Origin of the sequence: Micromonospora sp. WMMD708 (assembly GCF_049315245.1) — a bacterium.
GTDB lineage: Bacteria > Actinomycetota > Actinomycetes > Mycobacteriales > Micromonosporaceae > Micromonospora > Micromonospora wenchangensis.
In genome coordinates this window covers 5,225,158-5,246,280 of the sequence record NZ_CP186060.1, presented here as the reverse complement: position 1 = coordinate 5,246,280, position 21,123 = coordinate 5,225,158, and the positions used below count along the sequence as shown (strand labels likewise).

11 protein-coding genes are annotated in these 21,123 nt (G+C 71.5%); 5 read left to right on the top strand and 6 right to left on the bottom strand.

What is annotated here, in order from left to right:
* Positions 1-9: 9 nt before the first annotated feature.
* The 4 genes from ACN260_RS23065 to ACN260_RS23050 all read left to right on the top strand — a co-directional run bounded on the left by ACN260_RS23065 (position 10) and on the right by ACN260_RS23050 (position 8,712).
* Complete coding sequence (locus tag ACN260_RS23065) at positions 10-2,703, top strand: RICIN domain-containing protein (RefSeq protein WP_422753007.1); 2,694 nt, start codon at positions 10-12, stop codon at positions 2,701-2,703.
* 429 nt (positions 2,704-3,132) lie between these two features.
* Complete coding sequence (locus tag ACN260_RS23060; RefSeq protein ID WP_422753006.1) at positions 3,133-4,521, top strand: lectin; 1,389 nt, start codon at positions 3,133-3,135, stop codon at positions 4,519-4,521.
* 177 nt (positions 4,522-4,698) lie between these two features.
* Positions 4,699-5,934, top strand: a complete 1,236-nt coding sequence (locus ACN260_RS23055) for an RCC1 domain-containing protein (RefSeq protein WP_422753005.1) — start codon at positions 4,699-4,701, stop codon at positions 5,932-5,934.
* Positions 5,935-6,360: 426 nt separating this feature from the next.
* Positions 6,361-8,712, top strand: coding sequence for a ricin-type beta-trefoil lectin domain protein (locus ACN260_RS23050; RefSeq protein WP_422753004.1), 2,352 nt, complete (start codon positions 6,361-6,363; stop codon positions 8,710-8,712).
* 83 nt (positions 8,713-8,795) lie between these two features.
* Here the strand turns inward: ACN260_RS23050 and ACN260_RS23045 are convergent, their stop codons facing one another.
* The 6 genes from ACN260_RS23045 to ACN260_RS23020 form a co-directional block, all read right to left on the bottom strand.
* Entirely contained in the window at positions 8,796-9,830 is a 1,035-nt protein-coding gene (locus tag ACN260_RS23045; RefSeq protein ID WP_422753003.1) for a glycoside hydrolase family 11 protein, read from the bottom strand.
* Between the two features lie 480 nt (positions 9,831-10,310).
* A complete protein-coding gene (locus ACN260_RS23040) occupies positions 10,311-10,994 on the bottom strand; it encodes a DUF5825 family protein (protein ID WP_422753002.1) in 684 nt (227 codons plus the stop codon).
* An 11-nt stretch (positions 10,995-11,005) separates the two neighbouring features.
* Positions 11,006-12,991, bottom strand: a complete 1,986-nt coding sequence (locus ACN260_RS23035; RefSeq protein WP_422753001.1) for a RiPP maturation radical SAM C-methyltransferase — start codon at positions 12,989-12,991, stop codon at positions 11,006-11,008.
* A gap of 246 nt (positions 12,992-13,237) precedes the next feature.
* Positions 13,238-15,055 (bottom strand): prolyl oligopeptidase family serine peptidase, encoded by a 1,818-nt coding sequence (locus ACN260_RS23030; RefSeq protein ID WP_422753000.1) that lies wholly within the window; start codon positions 15,053-15,055, stop codon positions 13,238-13,240.
* Entirely contained in the window at positions 15,052-16,386 is a 1,335-nt protein-coding gene (locus ACN260_RS23025; RefSeq protein WP_422752999.1) for an MFS transporter, read from the bottom strand. Before ACN260_RS23025 ends, ACN260_RS23030 begins: the two co-directional genes overlap by 4 nt.
* 495 nt (positions 16,387-16,881) lie before the next feature.
* Positions 16,882-18,174, bottom strand: coding sequence for a hypothetical protein (locus ACN260_RS23020; protein WP_422752998.1), 1,293 nt, complete (start codon positions 18,172-18,174; stop codon positions 16,882-16,884).
* A gap of 348 nt (positions 18,175-18,522) precedes the next feature.
* Between ACN260_RS23020 and ACN260_RS23015 the strand changes: the two genes are divergently transcribed.
* Positions 18,523-21,123, top strand: coding sequence for a tetratricopeptide repeat protein (locus ACN260_RS23015; RefSeq protein WP_422752997.1), 2,601 nt, complete (start codon positions 18,523-18,525; stop codon positions 21,121-21,123).

Sequence of the window (21,123 nt, the reverse complement as noted above, 5' to 3'; positions counted from 1 at the left end):
GAACGGCACGTGAAACCAGCCCTCTCCACCGCCCGAAGGTCGCTGCTGGCCGGCGCGTTGCTCGTCGCCGCCGCGTTCCCGGCCGTGATCGTGAACCAACTGCCGGCGTCGGCGGCAGTCCAGGAGACCTACTACGTCGCGCCGGACGGCAGCGATGCCAATCCCGGCACGATGCAGTCCCCATTCCGGACCATGCAACGCGCGCGGGACGTGGTGCGTACTGTGAACGCGAACATGACCGGCGACATCCAGGTCTACCTGCGGGGCGGCCGCTATCCGGTGAGCAGCACCATCGAGTTCGGCGCGGCCGACTCCGGCAGCAACGGCTACCGGGTCAGCTATTCCGCCTACCCCGGTGAGACCCCGGTGCTCGACGGGGGCGTACCGGTCACCGGGTGGACCCAGCACAGCGGGAACATCTGGAAGGCCCCGCTGGACCGGGCCAACAAGCTGCGCGCGCTCTACGTCAACGACAAGCGGGCCGTCATGGCGACGAAGACGATCAACTCGGCGGGCTGCTACGGGACGTACAACGTCACGGCCGGGCAGGCCGCGTGGGCCTGGGAGTCGGGCTCGCAGTGCGACGGCGCGAAGTACAACCTGAACGACTTCCCGGCCGTCGCCCGCAACGCCGAGGACATCGAGATCGAGACGGCGACCACCTGGACCACCGCCATCGTCGGGGTACGCCAGGTCACCTCCGACGGCGCGAACCGGGTGGCGCTGTTCCAGCAGCCGGGTGCCGCCATCGCCCAGGGCGCGTTCAACGGCAACGCCCAGAGCGGCGGCAGCCACAAGCTGATGAACGCCTACGAGTTCCTGGACGCGCCGGGTGAGTTCTTCTTCGACAAGGGCAGCAGGACCCTCTACTACTACAAGAGCAGCGCCGAGAACATGGCGACCGCGTCGGTGTTCGCGCCGAACAACGTGACCACCCTGCTGCGGGTCGCCGGCACCTCGACGAACAACCACGCCCGCAACATCACGTTCGCCGGGCTCACCGTGCAGCACTCCGACTGGAACCTGTTCACCGTCGCCGGTTCGTCGTTCAAGCAGGCGCAGCAGGGCAACCTCGGGGCGCAGGCGTACGCCAAGCGGAACTTCCACGACTACTACTACCGCAACGTCGACGTCACCCCGGGCATGGTCCAGGTGGAGAACGCCGACGGCATCCTGTTCAGCCGCAACCGCATCCAGCACAGCGGCGCCGACGGCGTCAACATGGTAAACGACGTGCAGAACAGCCAGTTGACCGGGAACGTCACCAACGACATCGCGGGTTCCGCGATCACCGTCGGCCACCCCCAGCACGTCTACCTCGGCGATGGCACGTCGACCAACCGGGAGAAGTGGCTGCCGCAGGTCGAGGGGCTGCCGAAGAACATCGAGATCAGGAACAACTACCTGTACGACAGCGCGGTGCTGTTCAACGGGCACAGCCCGATCTCGGCGTACTTCGTGGACACCCTGACGATCCAACGCAACCGGATCGAGAAGTCGCCGTGGTCGGGCATCACGCTCGGCTGGGGCTGGTGGAACTTCGACGGGTCATCGGGCTCGATCGCGCCGAACCGGCCCACCACGACGGCCCGGAACAACACCATCAGCTACAACCACATCATCGACACGGTGCAGCGGCTCAGCGACACCGCACCCATCTACACCCTCGGTGCCCAGCCGGGAACGACGATCACCAACAACTACCTGCAGGGTGTGCCGTCCGGGCACAAGTACGGCCTGCACCCGGACGAGGGGTCGGCGTACATCACGTTCCGGGACAACGTGCTCAGCGTGGACAAGAACATCACCTGGATGATCAACTCCGATGACTTCGGGCGCAAGCACGACCTGAGCATCACCCAGATCTACGGCCCGATCAACAAGGTGTCGAACAAGAACCTGCCGAACAGCACGGTCAACGACATCCTGGTCTCGTCCGACTACGTCTGGCCGGCTGCGGCGTACGCCATCGCGGCCAACTCCGGGCTGGAGGACGCGTACCGGGACATCATCCCGGCGGCGAACCTCTCCCTGCCGAACTACGTGCTGCCCGCCAGCACCTTCGTCACCAGCGCCTCGGCGACCATCCCGATCCGCAGCACCGGCGACGCGGGAAGGACGGTCTGGCTGGCCCCGGCCGGCACGACCACCTTCACCGCCGGCCCGACGATGACCCGGGCGGCGGGCACCGCCACCTCCATCGCGGTGCCGACGAACCAGGGTGAGTACCGGCTGTTCGTGGTGGACGCCCAGGGCAACCGGTCGGCCGAGTCCGGCTCGCTGGTGCGCCAGCAGGGCACCGGCAGCGGCCAGCAGGGTGGCCGGCTGGTGGGCGGGCAGTCCGGCCGCTGCGTCGACGTGCCCAACGCCAGCACCACCAACGGCACCCAGGTGCAGTTGTGGGACTGCACGGGCGGCACCGGCCAGCAGTGGACGTACACCAGCGGCAGGCAGTTGACCGCGTACGGCAACAAGTGCCTGGACGCGAACGGTGCGGGTACGACCAACGGCACCACGGTCATCATCTGGGACTGCCACGGCGGCACCAACCAGCAGTGGAACCTCAACGCCAACGGCACCATGACCAATGCCCAGTCGGGGCTCTGTCTCGACGCGAACGGCGCGGCCACCGCCAACGGCACGAAGATCATCCTGTGGTCCTGCAACGGCGGGACCAACCAGCAGTGGAGCCTGCGCAACTGACCGGCGTCCCCGGGGCCGGGACGACCCGGCCCCGGGGTGTCACCGGGTGACCTGCGGTTCGCCGTCGTCGGGTGGCCGACCCCGGGTGGCAACCGACCCGACACGGCATTGACATATTTCACTGTTCGACCTAGGGTCTTGCCGAATCGATTCGACGTCCGGGGCACTGCTCCGGGCCTCGGCCGGTGGCGTCCGGGCGCGACGTGGACCACCGATCGGTTCGACGACCAGTCGGTCCTGCCGGGCAGCGGGACCATCGGCTGGCAGCTGCGGCGACGAGCCGGCCGGCGTCGTGGGCGCATCGTGCGCCTCCTGGTGTTCCGTCCTTGGCGGGTGCGGTCAGCGGGAGCGCGTGGGGCGCGACACGTCGGGATCGTCGTGGACCCCGTACCCCCGAACCAGTCCATGACGAGTGGCAGGAGCCCCCTCATGACAAGGCGCAGACCCATCCTCGGTTCCCTCGCGGCGGCGGCGGCCCTCGTCGTGACCGTGGGGGCGACGACACTCGCCGGCGGCCCCGGCACCACCACCGCCTCGGCGGCCGGTGTCTCGGCGGCCGCCGCGACCGCCGGGTGTGGCAAGGCACCCACGTTGACCAGCGGCCAGCGGACCATCCAGAGCAGCGGCCAGAACCGCAGCTTCATCCTCCGGATCCCCGACAACTACGACCGCAACCACCAGTACCGGCTGATCTTCGGCTTCCACTGGAACGGCGGCACCGCCAACGACGTCGACGGGGGTGGCTCGGACGGGGCCGCCTGGTCCTACTACGGGCTGCGCCAGCAGGCGAACAACAGCACGATCTTCGTGGCCCCCCAGGGCAACGGCAACGGCTGGGCCAACCCCGGCGGCCAGGACGTCACCTTCGTCGACGACATGGTCCGGCTGATCGAGAACGACCTGTGCGTCGACACGACGCAGCTGTTCGCGCTGGGCTTCAGCTACGGCGGCGGGATGAGCTACTCGCTGGCCTGCTCCCGGGCGAACGTCTTCCGGGCCGTCGCGGTCTACTCCGGCGGGCAGCTCAGCGGGTGCAGCGGCGGCAGCCAGCCGATCGCCTACATGGGCATCCACGGCATCGGGGACCCGGTGCTCAACGTCTCGGCCGGCCGGTCCCTGCGGGACACCTTCGTGCGCAACAACGGGTGTACGGCGCAGAGCCCGCCCGAGCCGCGCGCCGGCAGCCTGACCCACATCACCACCACCTACTCCGGCTGCCGCGCCGGCTACCCGGTCGTGTGGGCCGCGTTCGACGGTGGGCACACCCCCGGCCCGGTCGACGGTGGCGGGGACAGCGGCGTGCGGACCTGGACCAAGGTCGAGGTGTGGCGGTTCTTCACCCAGTTCGGCGGCACCACTCCGACGCCGACCCCGACGGTGACGCCGACCGGCAACCCGACCACCCCGCCTCCGACCACCCCGCCCCCGGGCGGCACGGGCGCGCTGCGCAACTCGTCCTCCGGGCGCTGCCTGGACGTCAACGGCGGCGCGCAGACCAACGGTTCGGCGGCGATCATCTGGGACTGCCACGGGCAGGCCAACCAGAGCTGGACCTCGACGGCCGCCCAGGAGCTGCGGGTCTTCGGCGGCAAGTGCCTGGACGTCAACGGCGCGGCGACCGCCAACGGCAGCTCGGTGATCATCTGGGACTGCAACGGCCAGGCCAACCAGCGGTGGCGGTTCAACGCCGACGGCACCATCACCGCCGTCGGCTCGGGTCGCTGCCTGGACGTGGTCGGCAGCGGTACGGCCAACGGCACGCGTACCCAGATCTGGGACTGCAACGGCAGCGCCGGCCAGCGGTGGAGCCGGAGCTGAGCCGTTCGGACGTCAGCGGAGGACATCGGTAGGGGTAAGTCGCTCCGGCGGGACCTATGCATTGATGCGTTTCAATGCATAGGGTCACTGTTGTACGAGGTGGGTCGAGGTGACCCGCCGGGGCGACGCTGCCTCCGCCGTGCAGAAATCGACGTTCGTCTGGGGAGAGAACAGAACATGAACGGACAACAGGACAATCGGCTGTGGGCCCGCTGGCGACGGGCGGTCCGCACCGCCGGCACCGCGGCAGCGGTCTCGCTCGGGGTCGCCGCGCTCGCGGTGGGCTTCTCGGCGGGTACGGCGGTCGCGGGTGCGGCCGTCGCGGAGCGGGGCGCGTCCAACGCCGCCCTCGCCGCCGCCACGGTCTCCCAGGTGGCCACCGGTGACCTGCACACCTGCGCGATCCGCACCGACGGGACGCTGTGGTGCTGGGGGGACAACTTCGGCGGCAAGCTCGGTGACGGCACCACCACCAACCGCACCACCCCGGTGCAGGTCGGCACCGCCACCACCTGGGCGAAGGTCGACGCCGGCACCAGCAACACCTGCGGGATCCGCACCGACGGCACGCTGTGGTGCTGGGGCGGCAACTACAACGGGCAGCTCGGTGACGGCACCACCACCAGCCGGAGCACCCCGGTGCAGGTCGGCACCGCCACCACCTGGGCCGGCGTCAGCGCGGGCGCCAACCACACGTGCGGCGTCCAGACCACCGGCACCCTGTGGTGCTGGGGTCTGAACCGCAACGCGCAGCTCGGCGTCGGCACGTCCCCCTCCCGGGCGACCAGCCCGGTGCAGGTGGGCACGGAGACCACCTGGACGAGCGTCACCACCGGGTACGCGCACAGCTGCGGCGTGCGCTCCGGCGGCACCCTGTGGTGCTGGGGCGACAGCACCGACGGGCAGCTCGGCGTGGGCATCCTCGGCTACCGGGCCACCCCGGCGCAGGTCGGCACCGCGACCTCGTGGGCCGGTGTGACGGCCGGGCACGCGCACACCTGCGCGAACCGTACCGACGGGACGCTGTGGTGCTGGGGCGAGAACGGGTACGGCCAGGTCGGCGCCGGCACCGGCGTGCAGACCAGCCCGATCCAGGTAGGCACCGCGACCACCTGGACGAAGGTGGACGCCAGCGTGGACTCGTCGTGCGCGGTGCGTACCGACGGGAGCCTGTGGTGCTGGGGCAACAACGGGTTCGGGCAGTTGGGTGACGGCACCACCACCCACCGCTCCGCACCGCTGCGCGTGGGCACCCTGACCACCTGGACGCAGACCCTGTCCGTCAGCTACCACAGCTGCGGCGTGCGTACCGACGGCAGCCTGTGGTGCTGGGGCAACAACATGTCCGGGCAGTTGGGTGACGGCACCACCACGCACCGCTCGACCCCGGCGCAGTTGGTTCTGCCGGGCTGATCCGTACGCGCCACGCCGCCGACCCGCGCCGCCGCCGACCCGGTGACGGCCGGGTCGGCGGTGTGCCCGCCTCCTGCCGGTGCTGGGCACCCGCCAGCACATTCGTCTGATCAATACAAAAGTCCTCCGCCCGTGGCGGTTGCCGAAAGGCGGGCTGATCGGCGGTTTCGCTCCACTGGTGACGTTGACCGGCGCGCGCTACGGTGCCTAACATGTGACGTCTGATCATCGATGATCAACGATGTCAGGGCTGCGCGGGTCACGGGCGGCGCCCCGTCCCACGCCGCAGAGCTTCGGGGCCGGTAACCGGCTGGGGAGGCGAGTCAATTGTTCAGTTCAACAAGTCGTCGGTGGAGTGTGGGCGGCGGCGGGGCACCGCGCGGACCGTGGCACAGCGGATGGCGTCCCCGGCGGTGGGCCGCATCGTTGCTCGGGGCGACGGTCGCGGCGGCGGCCGTACTCACCGGGTTCGCCTCGCCCGCCCAGGCGGCGACCGCGATCACGATCAACGGCGGGTCCGGCGGCCGGGCGCTCGACGGCATCGGCGCGGTCAGCGGTGGCGGCGGCAACAGCCGGCTGCTGATCGACTACCCCGAGCCGCAGCGCAGCGACATCCTGGACTACCTGTTCAAGCCGGGCTACGGCGCGGCGATGCAGCTGATGAAGGTGGAGATCGGCGGCGACACCAACTCCACCTCCGGTGCCGAGCCCAGCCACGAGCACACCCGGGGCAGCATCAACTGCAACCGGGGCTACGAGTGGTGGATGATGGAGCAGGCCCGGGCCCGTAACCCCAACATCGCCCTGGTCGGCCTGGCCTGGGGTGCGCCCGGCTGGATCGGCAACGGCAACTTCTGGTCCACCGACTCGATCGACTACCTGGTGGCCTGGCTGGACTGCGCGGGCACTCACGGGTTGACCATCAACTACCTGGGCGGGTGGAACGAGAAGGGGTACAACACCACCTGGTACAAGAACCTGCGCGCCACCCTCAACGCCCGCGGCTACGGCAACGTCAAGATCGTCGCCTCGGACGACTTCGGCTGGGGCGCGGCCGACGAGTCGCTGCGCGACCCGGCCTTCGGCAACGCCGTGCAGGTCTTCGGCAGCCACTACGTCTGCGGCTACCGCAGCGCCCAGACCAGCTGCCCCAGCTCCAACAACGCGGTGTCCACCGGCAAGTCGCTGTGGGCCAGCGAGAACGGCTCCGACGACTACAACGCCGGCGCGCAGGCGCTCGCCCGGGGTATCAACCGGGGCTACCTCGACGGCAAGATGACCGCGTACATCAACTGGCCGGTCATCGCCGCCATCACCCCGAACATCCCGTGGGCGACCACCGGCGTGGCGGTGGCCCAGCAGCCGTGGTCCGGGGCGTACTCGATCGGCAAGAACGCCTGGGTGATGGCGCAGACCACCCAGTTCACCGCGCCGGGCTGGCGTTACCTCGACGCGTCGAGCGGATACATCGGCGGCAACCGCAACAACGGCAGCTACGTCTCGCTGAAATCCACCAACAACAGCGACTACAGCACCATCATCGAGACGATGGACGCCGGTGCGGCGCAGACCCTCGACTTCACCGTCACCGGCGGCCTGTCCACCGGCACGGTACGGGTCTGGTCGACGAACGTGCGCTCCAACAACACCGCCGAGCACTTCGTGCGGGGCGGCGACATCACCCCGAACGGCGGGCGCTTCTCGCTCACCGTCCAGCCCGGTTACGTCTACAGCATCACCACCACCAGCGGGCAGGGCAGGGGCACGGCGGTCAGCCCGGCGCAGGGCAACCTGAAGCTGCCGTACACCGACACCTTCGACTCGTACGCGACCGGCCGCGAGGCGCGGTACCTGATGGACCAGCAGGGCTCGTTCGAGATCGCCGGGTGCGCCGCCGGCCGCAGCGGGCAGTGCGTCCGGCAGATGTCCGAGCAGGCCCCGATCTACTGGACCTCCGGCCAGGCCGAGCCGTACACCCTGCTGGGCGACCTGACCTGGCGCAACTACACGGTCTCCTCCGACGTGCTGCTGGAGAAGTCCGGCTACGCGCAGCTCATCGGGCGCGGTAACACCTACAACCACCAGGGCCCGCAGAACATGAACGGGTACTACTTCCGGGTGACCGACGGCGGGGCCTGGTCGATCCGCAGCAACAACACCAGCGGCAACTGGCGCACCCTGGCCAGCGGCAACACCTCGGCGCTGGGCACCGGGCGGTGGCACAACCTGGCGTTCACGCTCAACGGCAGCACGCTGACCGCCGCCATCGACGGCACCACCGTCGGCACGGCCACCGACTCCACCTGGGTCGCCGGCCAGATCGGGTACGGCACCGGCCAGGGCGTCACCGCCCAGTTCGACAACCTCTCGGTGACCGCCGTCGGCTCCCCAGGCACCCCGACCGGTGAAATCCGGGGCGCGGGCTCGAACCGGTGCCTGGACGTCAACGGGGCCAGCCAGAGCGACGGCGCGGTGGTGCAGATCTGGGACTGCAACGGCGGCGTCAACCAGCGCTGGTCGCTCACCTCGACCAACCAGCTCACCGTCTACGGCAACAAGTGCCTGGACGTGGCGGGCACCGCGTCGGGCACCCGGGCCCGGATCTGGAGCTGCACCGGCGGCACCAACCAGCAGTGGCGGCTGAACTCCGACGGCACCATCGTCGGGGTCGCCTCGGGGCTGTGCCTGGACGTCAACGGCGGCGGGACCGCCAACGGCGCCGCCGTCCAGCTCTGGACCTGCAACGGCGGCAGCAACCAGCAGTGGATACGCGGCTGAGCGGCGACACCGACACAGAAAGCGGGCGGTCCCGGTGGCACCGGGACCGCCCGCCGTGCGCTGTGCTGCGGAACTGGTCGGGGTCAGGCCGTTCGACAGCTGACCGTCGGCCAGTTCCAGTTTCCGTTCGCCATGATTGTGATGCCGAAGTTGTTGCCGTTGCCGTTCGGCCTGGCGGTGACGGTGCCGGTGGTGCCGCTGACCGAGGCGTTCCAGCTGTTCTGGATGCTCTGGCCGCCGCCCAGGCCGAGGCTGACCACCCAGTTGCTGGTGCCGCTGACCGCGACGTTGAGGTTGAACCGGTCACCCCACCGTTCCGCGGCCGAGAGCACCGCGGTGCAGTTGCCACCGGCGGGCGGGGTGGTCGTCGGGTTGGCGGTCGGCCCGCTGGTCGGGTTGCCGCTGCCACCCTCGCGGACGGTGATGTCGGAGCTGCCCTGGCTCTGGTAACCCTCGGTCGCCATGATCTGGTAGCTGTGGTTGGTGCCGAGGTTCAGGCCGGCGCGGGCCCACGCGTCGAAGTGGTTGGCGGTGGTGATGGTGCCGCTGCTGCGCTTCTGCTGCCGGACGCTCCAGTACTGGTAGAACGTCTGGTTGCCGTCGATCGACGGGGCGTTGACCCGCAGGCTGCGCAGGATGTCGTAGGTGCCGCCGTCGGTGGTCACCGTGCCCATCCGGGTGGCGCCGCTGCTCGGGTTGTAGCTGCCGAAGTTCTCGACCACGTAGTACTCGATGAGCGGGTTGCGGGTCCAGCCGTACAGGGCCAGGTAGGTGTTGTTGTTGCCCGGGTTGTAGCTGCCCGAGTAGCTGACCGTCCGCCGGGTGCCGGTGGCCCAGCCCTTGCCGCCGACCCAGTTGTTGGTGCTCCGGTCCCAGCTGCTGCTGTAGCGGCCGTCGGCGCGCAGCGTCATGCTGGCGTTGCCGCTGTCCTTCCAGAACGAGAAGAAGTAGCCGTTGTGCGTGCCGGTGAGGTTGGAGGTGAGGGTCCGGTCGGCCTCGGCGTACGCGTTGGGCGAGGCGATGAACGTGCCGGTGACGGCGAGCGCCGCGGCGCACGCGGCGCTGAGCAGCAGCCGCAGGCGACCGCTCCTTCGCGGTCGGGTCGAGGTGTCGCTCATGTACGTGTTCCTCCTCGTGACAGCTGGCGGACGCCAGCGACGCGGTACGACCCGGTGGACTGTCCGTGGCCAGGTGCGGCAGCCGGTCATTCGGTGTGTGCCACCACGCGGTGGTGGGCCGGTCGTCCAGCAGAACCGGGGGGACGGGTCGCGGTGGGTGGTGTCGACAGCATCGAGTGCCGTCGATGGCGACGGTAGGGTGTCGATGCTCCGCCTGTCAACAAGTTTCGGAAATCTTCCCGAAACATCGTCCTGAGCAGCTATCCGACGCGGGGCGGATTTCGACGGGTTGACGTCGGCTGTCACCGAGATGGGCCCACGGAGGGCATGTGTTAATTCGACCGCGAAGAGGGCGTCTCACCTGTATACCCGAAAGTTTCGAGAACCGCCAGTCGGGGTGGACGCCAGACCGCCCGCCCACCGGCCCGGGGTCGCGGGCGGATGGACGGGCGGTCGGTGACGCGGCCGGGTTCCCGGCGGTCAGATCACCATCGACGGCAGGGGCCAGCGGCGCAGCCGGTGCGGCAGCCACACCAGCAGCTCGCCGATCTTCGTGACCAGGCCCTCCGCGCCGAAGTCGCGGGCGATGGCGAGGTCGACCCCGGTGACGGCGGCACCGTCCAGCAACTGGTCCAGCACCGCCAGGTAGGCCGGATCGTCGATGGTCAGCAGGTTCAGCCGGCCGGACCGGCGGTCCCGTACCTGGACGAAGCCCGGGCCCCGACGGTAGGTGCACTTGTCGAAGTAGAAACCCTTCACCCAGGCGTCGAGCTGTGTGGCCGGGTCACCCTCGCCCCCCGGCGGAGGGAGCAGCTCGACCGGCGCCCGCAGGTGGCTGTACGGAAGCCACTCGTCGGCCTCGACGCCGGGCAACCGCAGCCGCCAGTCCACGGCGAGGCCGTGGCTGGTCAGCTCCCGGACCAGTACCAGCCGGCGGACCGTGTCGGCGGCCGGCGCGCCGTCCCCGGTGACCGTCAGGTCCACCGGGTCGGGCAGGTCTACCCGGCGGACCCCCTCGGCACGCCAGCGGGCGACCGCATCGGCGGCCGGCTCGCGCAGCTCGGCCGGACCGATGGTCATCCCGGGAATGGACAGGACGGCCGGGTCGTGGTCCCGGGCGAGACCGACCAGGATGGGCCGCAGACCGGTGTCGATGGTGGACACGTTCCCTCCCCTCAGACCGCGGTGAGCACGGCCGGCTCGCCCGCCCCGGCGGCGGCCCGGGTCTCCGCGGCCTCGCGTTCCAGGTGCAGGTGGTCGATGCGCAGCAGGTCCTGGTTCATCGCCTGCGGGGCGATCTGGATGAACTGCCCGGCGTCCTCGTAGACCAGGCCGAGATCGCGCCAGCGCCGCAGCAACGCCGTAAGTACCGGCTCGTCGACCGACAGCCGCCGGCTCAGCGCGGCGATGCTGTGCGGCTGGTCGAGCTGCCGGAAGACGGCCACCTCGACCGGGTCGGTCAGCCGCAGCACGTGCCAGTCGAAGTGCTTGCGCCGGCTGACCAGCACGATCTCGTCGCCGAGGTCGTGGTGGGTGAGCCGGCTGCGGGCGTACTCGTGCTGCCACTGCGTGACCGCCCGGTCCAGCCGGTCGGCCGTCTCGCCGTCGATGCCCTGCGGCGGGACGTCGAACAGGTACGCCAGGTCCATCAGCTCCGACTCGGGCAGGTCGTAGATCAGCCGGTACTGGGCCGCCGGTCGCAGGTCGGTGAAGCCGAGTTCGGGGCGGACGAAGAACGGGCTGAACCGTTCGATGGCGATCCGGGTGCTGCCGTCGGCCGGGCACAGGTGGTGCAGGGCCGGCATCTGCTCGATGACCGGCAGGTAGTCGGCGTCTGTCTCGCCGGGGAACCCGTACAGGTAGTTCCAGGCGATGGTGATCCCGCTGGTCTCGGCGTCGCGCAGCATGCGGATGTTGAGGCAGCCGCTGACCCCCTTGTCCATCAGCTTGAGCACCCGGCTGCTCAGGCTCTCGATGCCGGGCTGCACGCTGACCAGGCCGGCGTCGGCCAGCGCCTGCACCTGCGGGCCCTTCATGTTGGACTTGATCTCGTACTGCAACCGCAGGTCGTAGCCGGACTCGGTGAGCCGGGGCAGCAGCGAGGTCACGTAGCTCATGTCCAGGATGTTGTCCACGACGAACATGTCCAGCACCTGGTGCCGCTCGACCAGTTCGATGATCTCGTCGTAGAACCGCCCCGGATGCTTGCTGCGGAACTGCATGAACGAACCGTTGAGGCCGCAGAACGTGCAGTGGTGCTTCTCGCCCCACCAGCAGCCCCGCGCGCCCTCGACGACCAGCCGGGGCTCGACCCAGTTGCGGGCCCGGGAGGCGGCCAGCCGCTCGAAGTAGCCCCCGTAGTCCGGGGCGACGATCTCGGCCGGCGGCAGCGGCTTGCTGCTCATCGGGTTCGCCACCGAGCGGCCGTCGGCGTCGGCCCAGCACAGGCCCTCGATGCCGGTCAGCGCGTCCGCCGGCACCGCGCCGGCCCTCGCCGGCGCCGGCACCTCGGCCGCCGGCACCGTCGCGTCGGCCGCCGGCAGGGTCGTGCCGATCGCGGCGAGCAGCCGGGGGAACACCGCCTCGCCCTCGCCACGGACCACGTAGTCGACGAACGAGAAGTTGCGGTGGATCGCGGCACCCTGCTCGCCGTCGCAGTTCGCGCCACCCATCACCGTACGGATGCCGGGGGCCCGCTTCTTGACCGCCCGCGCGGTCGCCAGCGCGGCGGCGTTCTGCTGGAACGTGGAGGTGAAGCCGACCACGTCGGGTTCCCGGGCGACGATCCGGTCGGCCAGCTCGGCGACGAACTCCGGCGCCAGGCGGTGCAGCTCCAGGTTGAGCGCGAGTTCCCGCTCGGTCATCTGGGTCCGGACGCGGTCGGTGAACTCTTTCACGCGCCATTGCGGATCGTCGTACAGGGCGGAGGAGAAGACCCAGTCGCCGCAGCCGGCGAAATAGGTGAACAGTGAGTAGTAGTAATAGTCGCTCAGCCCGAACTCCGTCCGGTCGACCACCCAGTCGACGAAGTCGAGATTCGCGTGGACGGCCTCCACCTCGGCATCCGGCAATTTCTGGCGGACACTGTTGGTGAGGATTCCAATCGCCAACGAGGGGACGTCGATGGAAGTCCAGGGCGTATTGACCAGCAGAACCCGCACGTGAACTCTCCTTTCTCGTGATGTCCGGGCCGGATGACGGGGGATACGGGGCACGGGCCACCTGCCTGGGCGGATGGCCCGCACCCCGTACGGCCGCTAGAAGCTGACCTTGACCGTGACCGTGACCGTGACGTTCGAGGCCCGAAGCTGGTCGCGGTTGCCGTTGATCGGGTCGTTCTCGACAACGTTCTTGCGCATGTCGTTCACCTCCTCTCCGGTATCGGGGGGACGGGTCACGTGCCGGGGTCAGCCCACCGGGCGCGCCATCGCGAGCGCGACCGGGGTGCCTTCGTCCTGCACGCCGTCGAAGTGCCGCTGCATGAACAGCAGCACGGTCTGCATCAGAGCCAGATGGCTCTGCGCGTCGAAGTCCTCGTGTCCGGCCCGTCGCCGGACCACCTGGTGCGGGATGCGCCGCTCGGCCAGCAGCCGCGCGTAGTGCTCCACCGGTGCCGGCGGGCACTGCACGTCACCGGTGGAGACGGCCAGCAGCACCGGCGCCCGGACCCGGTCGACGTAGGTGACCGGCGAGGACCGGGCGTAGCGCTGCGGTACCTCGTCCGGGGTGCCGCCGAACAGCAGCACGTCCAGCGCCCGTACCGCCGGGGTGGCCGCCTCGAACGCGGCGACGTAGTCGGCCACCGGGCTGATCGCGATCCCGAGCCGCCACAGCTCCGGTTGCCGGCCGAGCGCGAGCAGGGTCAGGTAGCCGCCCCACGAGGTGCCCCACAGGGCGGTGCGCCGGTCCTCGACGACCCCCTCGGCGACCAGGTGGGCCCGCACCGCGGCGAGGTCCTCCAACTGGGTGAGGCCGACCCCGGCGGAGAAGTCGTTGCGCCAGGCCGCGCCGTAGCCGCTGGAGCCCCGGTAGTTGACCCGGACCACCGCGCAGCCGGTGCTGACCAGGATCTCGACCAGCGGGTCGTAGGCGTCGCGGGCGTGCTGGAACGGCCCGCCGTGGATCAGGAAGACGGCCGGCCGGGGTCCTTCCCGGTCGGCCGGGAGGGCCACCAGGGCGGGGATCGGGCCACCCGGTCCGGGCACCCGGATCTCCTCGCGGCGGTAGTCCGCCGGTGCCGCGACCGCGTCCGGTCCGCCCGGGTCGGGTCGGCCGCCGGGGTGCTCCGGCAGCTGCACCCCCCGCACGGAGCGCAGTTGCGGCGGGGTCACCGAGTCGGTCCACACGTAGGCGACGTCGCCGTCCGGCCAGACCGCGGCGTCCAGGACGCTGCCCGGCGGGGTGTCGACCACCGTCCGGGTGCGGGCGGCGAGGTCCACCTCGTGCAGCAGGGTGCGGGCGTGCCGGTCCTGCCGGACGAGCAGCCGCCGCCCGTCGGGGAACCAGCCGGCGGTGATCTCGGTGTCGAACCGGCACCACCGGTGCCGGACCACCCCCTCGGCGGCGGTCCAGGTGGCCGGGAGGTAGCCCCCCTCGTCCTCGACCACCAGCAGCAGCCGGGCCGGGTCGACGCCCGGTGCGAAGCCGAGCGCCCACACCCGACGGTCCGGCCCGCCGCCGATGCCGGCCACCCGGGTGCCGTCGGCGGTGAACACCGTGACCGCCGGGTCGGTGGCGGCGTCGCCGCCGACCACCAGCAGCCGTCCGGCCGGGTCGAGGTCGACCAGGTAGGCGTAGCCGCCGACGTGGACGCCCTCGTCGACCCGACCGTCGCCGGTACGCAGGAAGACGGTCATCCCGCCGTCGTCGGAGAGGCCGACGGCGGTGGTGCCGTCGGCGGCCATCGCGATGCCGGCGTGCCGGGCGGGCAGCACCGACGGCAGCGCCTCGACCGACCGGTCGGGCCGGTCGAAGTCACACGTCCGCCAGGTGCCCACGCCACCGAGATCGTCGTCGAACCACCAGATGGTGGCCCCCGCCGGGTCGAGCGCCGCCCGGACCGTGCCGGCCGGGCGGTCGGTCACCTGCCGGGCGGTGCCGGCGGCCCGGTCCCAGGCCAGGATCTCGCAGCGGCCGTCGGCGTCGCCGACGTAGACGGCCCGGTGGGGCGCGTGTTCGGCGACGACCGGCAGCGCCGGATAGAAGAGCCGGTGGCCGCGACTCATCGGTGGGCCTCCTCGGGATCGGGGACGGCCCCGGCGTCGCCGTCGGCGCTCCGGTCGCCGTCGGTGGCGGGGTCGGCGGCGGCGCTGTCGTCGGGTTCGGCCGTCGCGCCGGAGCCGGCGCGGAGCTGGCGCACGACCAGGGTGGTGTACGTGGCCAGCAGCGCCAGCGCGGCGGCGAACACCAGGGGGACCGTGGCGGGGCTGTACCAGGCGACCAGCACCCCGGCCAGCAGCGGTGCGGGCGTCTGGAGCACCTCGCCGACGGTGCCCATCACGGTGGCCACCCGACCCTGGAGTCCGTCGGGTGTCAATGCGATCACCCGGGACTGGAAGATCACCCCGAGCAGCGGGCTGAGCAGGAATACCAGCCCGAACAGCAGGCCGTAGCTCCAGGTCTGCCGGGCCTGGGACATGGCGACGACCAGGGCGACCATGGCCCACGAGGCGAACACGATGACGGTGACCGGCCGGACCCGGCTGAAGACCATCGGGGCGGCCAGCGCGCCGGCGAGGCCGCCGACGCTGGCGAGGGTGAGGATGAGGCCGATCGACGCGGCCGGTGCGCCCTGCCGGCCGGTGGTCAGGATGGCGTAGTAGACCAGCGCGCCGAAGGTGACGTTGATGCCGGCGGCCCAGATCGTCACGAAGCGTAGGAACGGCTGCCGCCAGACGAACCGCAGCCCCTCCCGCAGGTCGGTGCGGAACGAGGTGCGCTGGGTGCGCTCGGGGGTGAGGTCGGTGCGGATGGTGGCCACCAGCCCCGCCGCGACCAGGTAGGACACCACGTCCGCCAGGAACGGCAGCCAGCGGGCGAGCTGGTAGAGCGCGCCGCCGAGCAGTGGGCCGACGATCCGGGCGGCGTTGTTGCGGGCCTCCAGCCGGGCCAGCGCCTTCTGGTCGTCGGCGGGCAGCAGCCGCCGGATCGCGCCGGAACCGGCCGCCTCGTAACCGCTCTGCGCGACCCCCTCGACGAACGCGGCGGCGGCCAGCAGCCCGAGGGTCGGCACGCCGGCCGCGACGGAGACGAGGATCGCGGTCATCGCGCCGGCCGCGACCAGCAGCGAGACGACCATCATGCGTTTGCGTGGCAGCCGGTCGGCCAGCACCCCCGCCACCGGTGCGGCGACGAGTCGACCGGTGAGGGCCAGCGCGCCCACCAGCCCGGCCGCCGCCGGTGACCCGGTCACGGCCAGGGTGACCAGCGGGAGCACGATGCCGGTGGCCTGCGAGCCGATCTGGTCGATCGCCCCGGCGATCCAGTACCGGTGGAAATCGCCGCTGCGGTGGGGGCTGTCGCCCGGTTTCATCGCTGCGGTGGGGGTGGCTGTCATAGCCTCGTCCGCACAGTTTCCATGATTTTCCCAAATCCGTGTGCGAGATCTTCCGGTACGAGTTCGCGTGATCCGGGTGACAATTTCGGCCCCCAATGGTGAGTGGGGTGCGTACGAGGCTAACAATGTCGTGTGCGGAAAGCAAGGATTCAAATACGGCCAGTTATGGCAGTTATTCGGTTGTGGGGATGATGGGCAGCTTGTGCACCTCTGTCAAAGAATCTGCACTACGCACCGAACCTCCGGCCGGCCCGGATGCCGGTTGTTTTCCATCCAGTGGGATTCGTCGTCAATTAATGACGCATGACGATGTCACAAGATGCTGCCGTCATTCCGGTTGACGATTACGCAAATCCCGTCCGGGTCAGCCGACGACGAACGGCCGGGTCGGTACGCGAGCCACGCGTACCGACCCGGCCGTCGGGTGGACCGGCGCACGGGGTCGCGCCGGTCCACCCTCCTCCACCGGCCCCCGTCGACCGGGGGTCGGGTCCGTCAGCCGAGGATCACGCCCGAGGCGCCGACGCCGGCCAGGCCGGAGAAGATGTCCTCGTAGTACATCCGCCAGGCGCAGACCCGGCCGGTGGGCCGGTAGCCGGTGCAGGCGGTCGCCGCGCCGCCGTCGTCGATGGCGGTGTTGGTGCCGGTGGCCCAGACCTGGAGGGTGTTCGCCGCGTTGACGATCTCCACCGGGCCGCCGCTGTCGCCCTGGCCGACCGCGTTGGTGCGGGTGGTGCTCTCCGCCTGCACCTGGCCGCAGACCGTGCCGAAGTCACGCACGTTGATGCACAGGTTCCGGGCCTTGACCTGGATCGAGCACCGGGTCCCCGAGTACGCCCCCGAGGTGCAGACGAAGTTGCCGACCTGGCTGGCCTGCGCGCCGATCACCTGGTTGCTGAACTCGCTGACCACCGCGCCGTTGGCGTCGGTGCTGTTGTTGAAGACCCGACCGCCCGAGGCGCCCGACAGCAGCAGGGTGTCGGTGCCGGCGTTGCGGGTGCCGACGATGCCCATCGACTGCCCGGTCGGGTCGGTCGCGGCGTTGTTGATGTTGCCGCAGTGCGCGGCGGAGAGCATCCGCGCCGACCCGCCCTGGAAGACCCCGAAGCCGGTCGAGCAGCCGCCACCGGTGGTGGCGTTGCGCCACGCGCCGCCGCCCCACCACGGCGCGGTGTCGTCCCACCGGGTGGCCGGTGCGGCGGAGACCCCGGTCTGCACGGTCACCGGGACGCCGGCCATGCCGGCCGCGCCGAGCAGGCCGTTCCGGGTGCCGACGAGCAGGCCGGCGCCGTCGGCCCGCGGCCCGACCGTGGTGATCCGGTCGCCGGCCGAGCGGCGCAGCTTGGCCGCCGCGACGTTCAGCTCCCGTCGGGTGTACGCGGCGGGCAGCACCTCGGTCGGCACGGTGGCCCGACTGGTCGCCACCAGGCCGGCCGGTGCCTCGCCCTTCCAGAAGACCTGGAGCTTGCGGGCGGTGGGATCGGCGATCACACCGGCGAAACCGGACTTCGCGTCGCGCTGCGCGATCTTGTCGATCCGGGCGGCGGCGGTGTTCATCCGCTGCTGGAGTTCGAGCAGCTCCTTCCAGGAGGCGAAGCCACCCGGCACCGGCGTGCTGTCGATGAACGACCCGGCGGCCGTCGCCTTGCCCCCAACAGCGGGAGCGGGCGCGGCGGTGGCCGGTGCGGTGGCCACCCCGGCGACGAGCATGGTGACGCCGAACGCCGCAGCGGCGGCCCGGCGCAGCAGCCCGGTCGACCGCAGCACGGTCGGTTGTGGACGAGACATACGTACCCCTTCCCCAGGGTTTCTTGGTGCGGGCCTCGACCCGCCCCGGGGACATTGGCAGGTGCCGGGGGTGTCCGGCAGCGCATCCTGGACAGCGCCGGACACCCCCGGACGGCACCGGACGGACGGGGGACGGACGCTGGTCGGCCGCGGCAGGCGAAACCGGACCGACATGGAACTGTCATACATCGGCGGTCGCCTACCCGACGCTGTGCCGCCGGTCATACCCTCCCCCTGTCGGCAATCCGGGGCGACGGATGGCCGGGGGGTGGAGGCCGTATGACCGACCAACGGGTCCCTTCGGATGCTCGGCGACCGATGGCCGGGACAGTCCGTTCGGCGTCCCCGATGTCCCCACTGGACACCGGGATAAACACCGTCGCGGAACTGGCCGCCCTGCTGCGGCAGCTCCGCCGTCGGGAGGCCCGGCAACAGGGCGAGACCCCGCTGACCTACCGCCAGCTCGCGGCGAAGACCGGCTGGTCGCGGGGGGTGATCGGGGAGTACTTCGCCGGGAACATCCTGCCCCCGCCGGAGCGTTTCGACACCCTGATCCGGCTGCTCGGGGCCAGCCCCGCCGAGCAGGGGGCGCTGGCCACCGCGCGGGACCGGGTCGAGGAGCGTCGCCGGCTCGCCAGCCCGGAACATCCGTCCACCGGCCGGGCCGGTCGCGCGGTCGTCCGCCCCCGGTCCGGCGGCAGCCGCGCCGGCGGCACGCCGGCCCGCCTGCCGGTGCCCCGCCAACTGCCCCCGGCGCTGCCCGGCTTCGTCGGCCGCGCCGCGCAGCTCGCCCAGCTCGACGCCGGCTGCGCCGGCCACGGCACGCCCGCCGGCTGCGCCGGCCACGGCACGCCCGCCGGCTGCGCCGGCCACGGCACGCCCGCCGGCTGCGCCGGCCACGGCACGCCCGCCGGCTGCGCCGGCCACGGCACGCCCGCCGGCTGCGCCGGCCACGGCACGCCCGCCGGCTGCGCCGGCCACGGCACGCCCGCCGGCTGCGGCACATCCGGCGGTGGCGAGTCGACCACCACGATGACCCTGTCGGGTACGGCCGGCGTCGGCAAGACGACCCTGGCGGTGTACTGGGCCCACCGGGTCGCCGACCGCTTCCCCGACGGGCAGCTCTACGTCGACCTGCGCGGATTCGACGCCACCGGCGCGGTGGTCACACCCGCCGAAGCGGTACGGGGTTTCCTGGAGGCCCTGGAGGTGCCGCCCGAGCGGATCCCCACCCACCTGCCCGCCCAGGTGGGGCTCTACCGCAGCCTGCTCGCCGGCCGGCGGATGCTGGTGCTGCTGGACAACGCCCGCGACGTCGAGCAGGTACGGCCGCTGCTGGCCGGCAGCCCCGGCTGCCTGTTCCTGGTCACCAGCCGCAACCGGCTGGCCGGGCTGATCACCGCCGAGGGGGCCCGGCAGATCACCGTCGACCTGCTCAGCACCGCCGAGGCGTGGCAACTGCTCGCCCGGCGGCTCGGTCCGGACCGGTTGACCGTCGAACCGCAGGCGGTCGACGAGATGATCGAACGCTGCGTACGGCTGCCGCTGGCGCTGGCCGTGCTCGCCGCGCGCGGGGCGGCGCACCCCACGTTCCCGCTGGCCACCATCGTCGACGAGCTACGCGAGTCACCGCGCCTGCTGGACTCCTTCGACGGTGGGGACACCGGGACGGACGTGCAGTCGGTCTTCTCCTGGTCGTACCGGAACCTGACCCCGGCGGCGGCGCGACTGTTCCGGCTGTTCGGCTCGCACCCGGGGCCGGACATCGGGATCGCCGCGGCGGCCAGCCTGGCCGGCCTGCCCCGCAGCCAGGTGACCCGGCTGCTGGCCGAACTGGCCCACGCCCACCTGGTCACCGAACACGCGCCGGGCCGGTTCACCGCGCACGACCTGCTGCGGGCCTACGCGGGCGAGTTGGCCGAGAATCTCGACCCCGCCGAGGAGCGGCAGGCGGCGGTCCGGCGTGGACTGGACCACTACCTGCACACCGCGCACGCGGCGGCGCTGTTGTTGCAACCCGGGCGGGACCCGGTGACGCTGGCCGCCGCCCCGCCCGGGGTGACGCCCGAGGAACTGACCGACCACGGTCCGGCCCTGGCCTGGTTCACCACCGAGTACCCGGTGCTGTTGGCGGCGGTCTCGCACGCCAGGCGTACCGGGTTCGACGGCCACGCGTGGCAACTGGCCTGGACCCTGGTGGATTTCCTCCAGCGCCGGGGGAACTGGCTGGACCTGGCCGCCGCCCAGCAGGCCGCCCTGGCCGGGGCGCAGCAGGCCCGGGACCGGGTGGGGCAGGCGAACGCCCACCGTGACCTGGCCCGGGTGCTCTGCCGGCTGGGTCGGCTGGACGAGGCGGTCGCGCACTACCGGGAGGCGCTGATCCTGTTCGGCGCGTTGGGCGACCACACCGGGCAGGCGCGCACCCACCGGGCGTTCGGGGCGATGTTCGACGGGCTCGGCCGGTACGCCGAGGCGCTGGAGCACGGGCAGCGGGCGCTGGCGCTCTACCGGGCCGCCGGCCATCTGGCCGGGGAGGCCAGCGCCCGCAACGGGGTCGGCTGGGCGCACGCCCAACTCGGCCAGTACGGGCCGGCGCTGGAGCACTGCTCCCAGGCGCTGACGTTGCTGCGCCCGACCGGCGACCGGCACGGCGAGGCGAACACCTGGGACAGCCTGGGCTTCATCCACGACCGGCTCGGCCACCACCGGCAGGCGATCCGCTGCTACGGCCAGGCGCTGGCGCTGTACCGGCGCATCGGGGACCGGTACGACGAGGCCGACACCCTGACCCGGCTCGGGGAGGCCCGGCAGGCGGCGGGGGACGTCCACGGTGCGCTGCGGACCTGGCGGCGGGCGCTGGACATCTTCGACGACCTCGGTCACCCGGACGCCGCCCGGGTCCGGGAGCGGCTGACCCGGGCGACGACCGGGAGCGCGGCCGGGGACTGA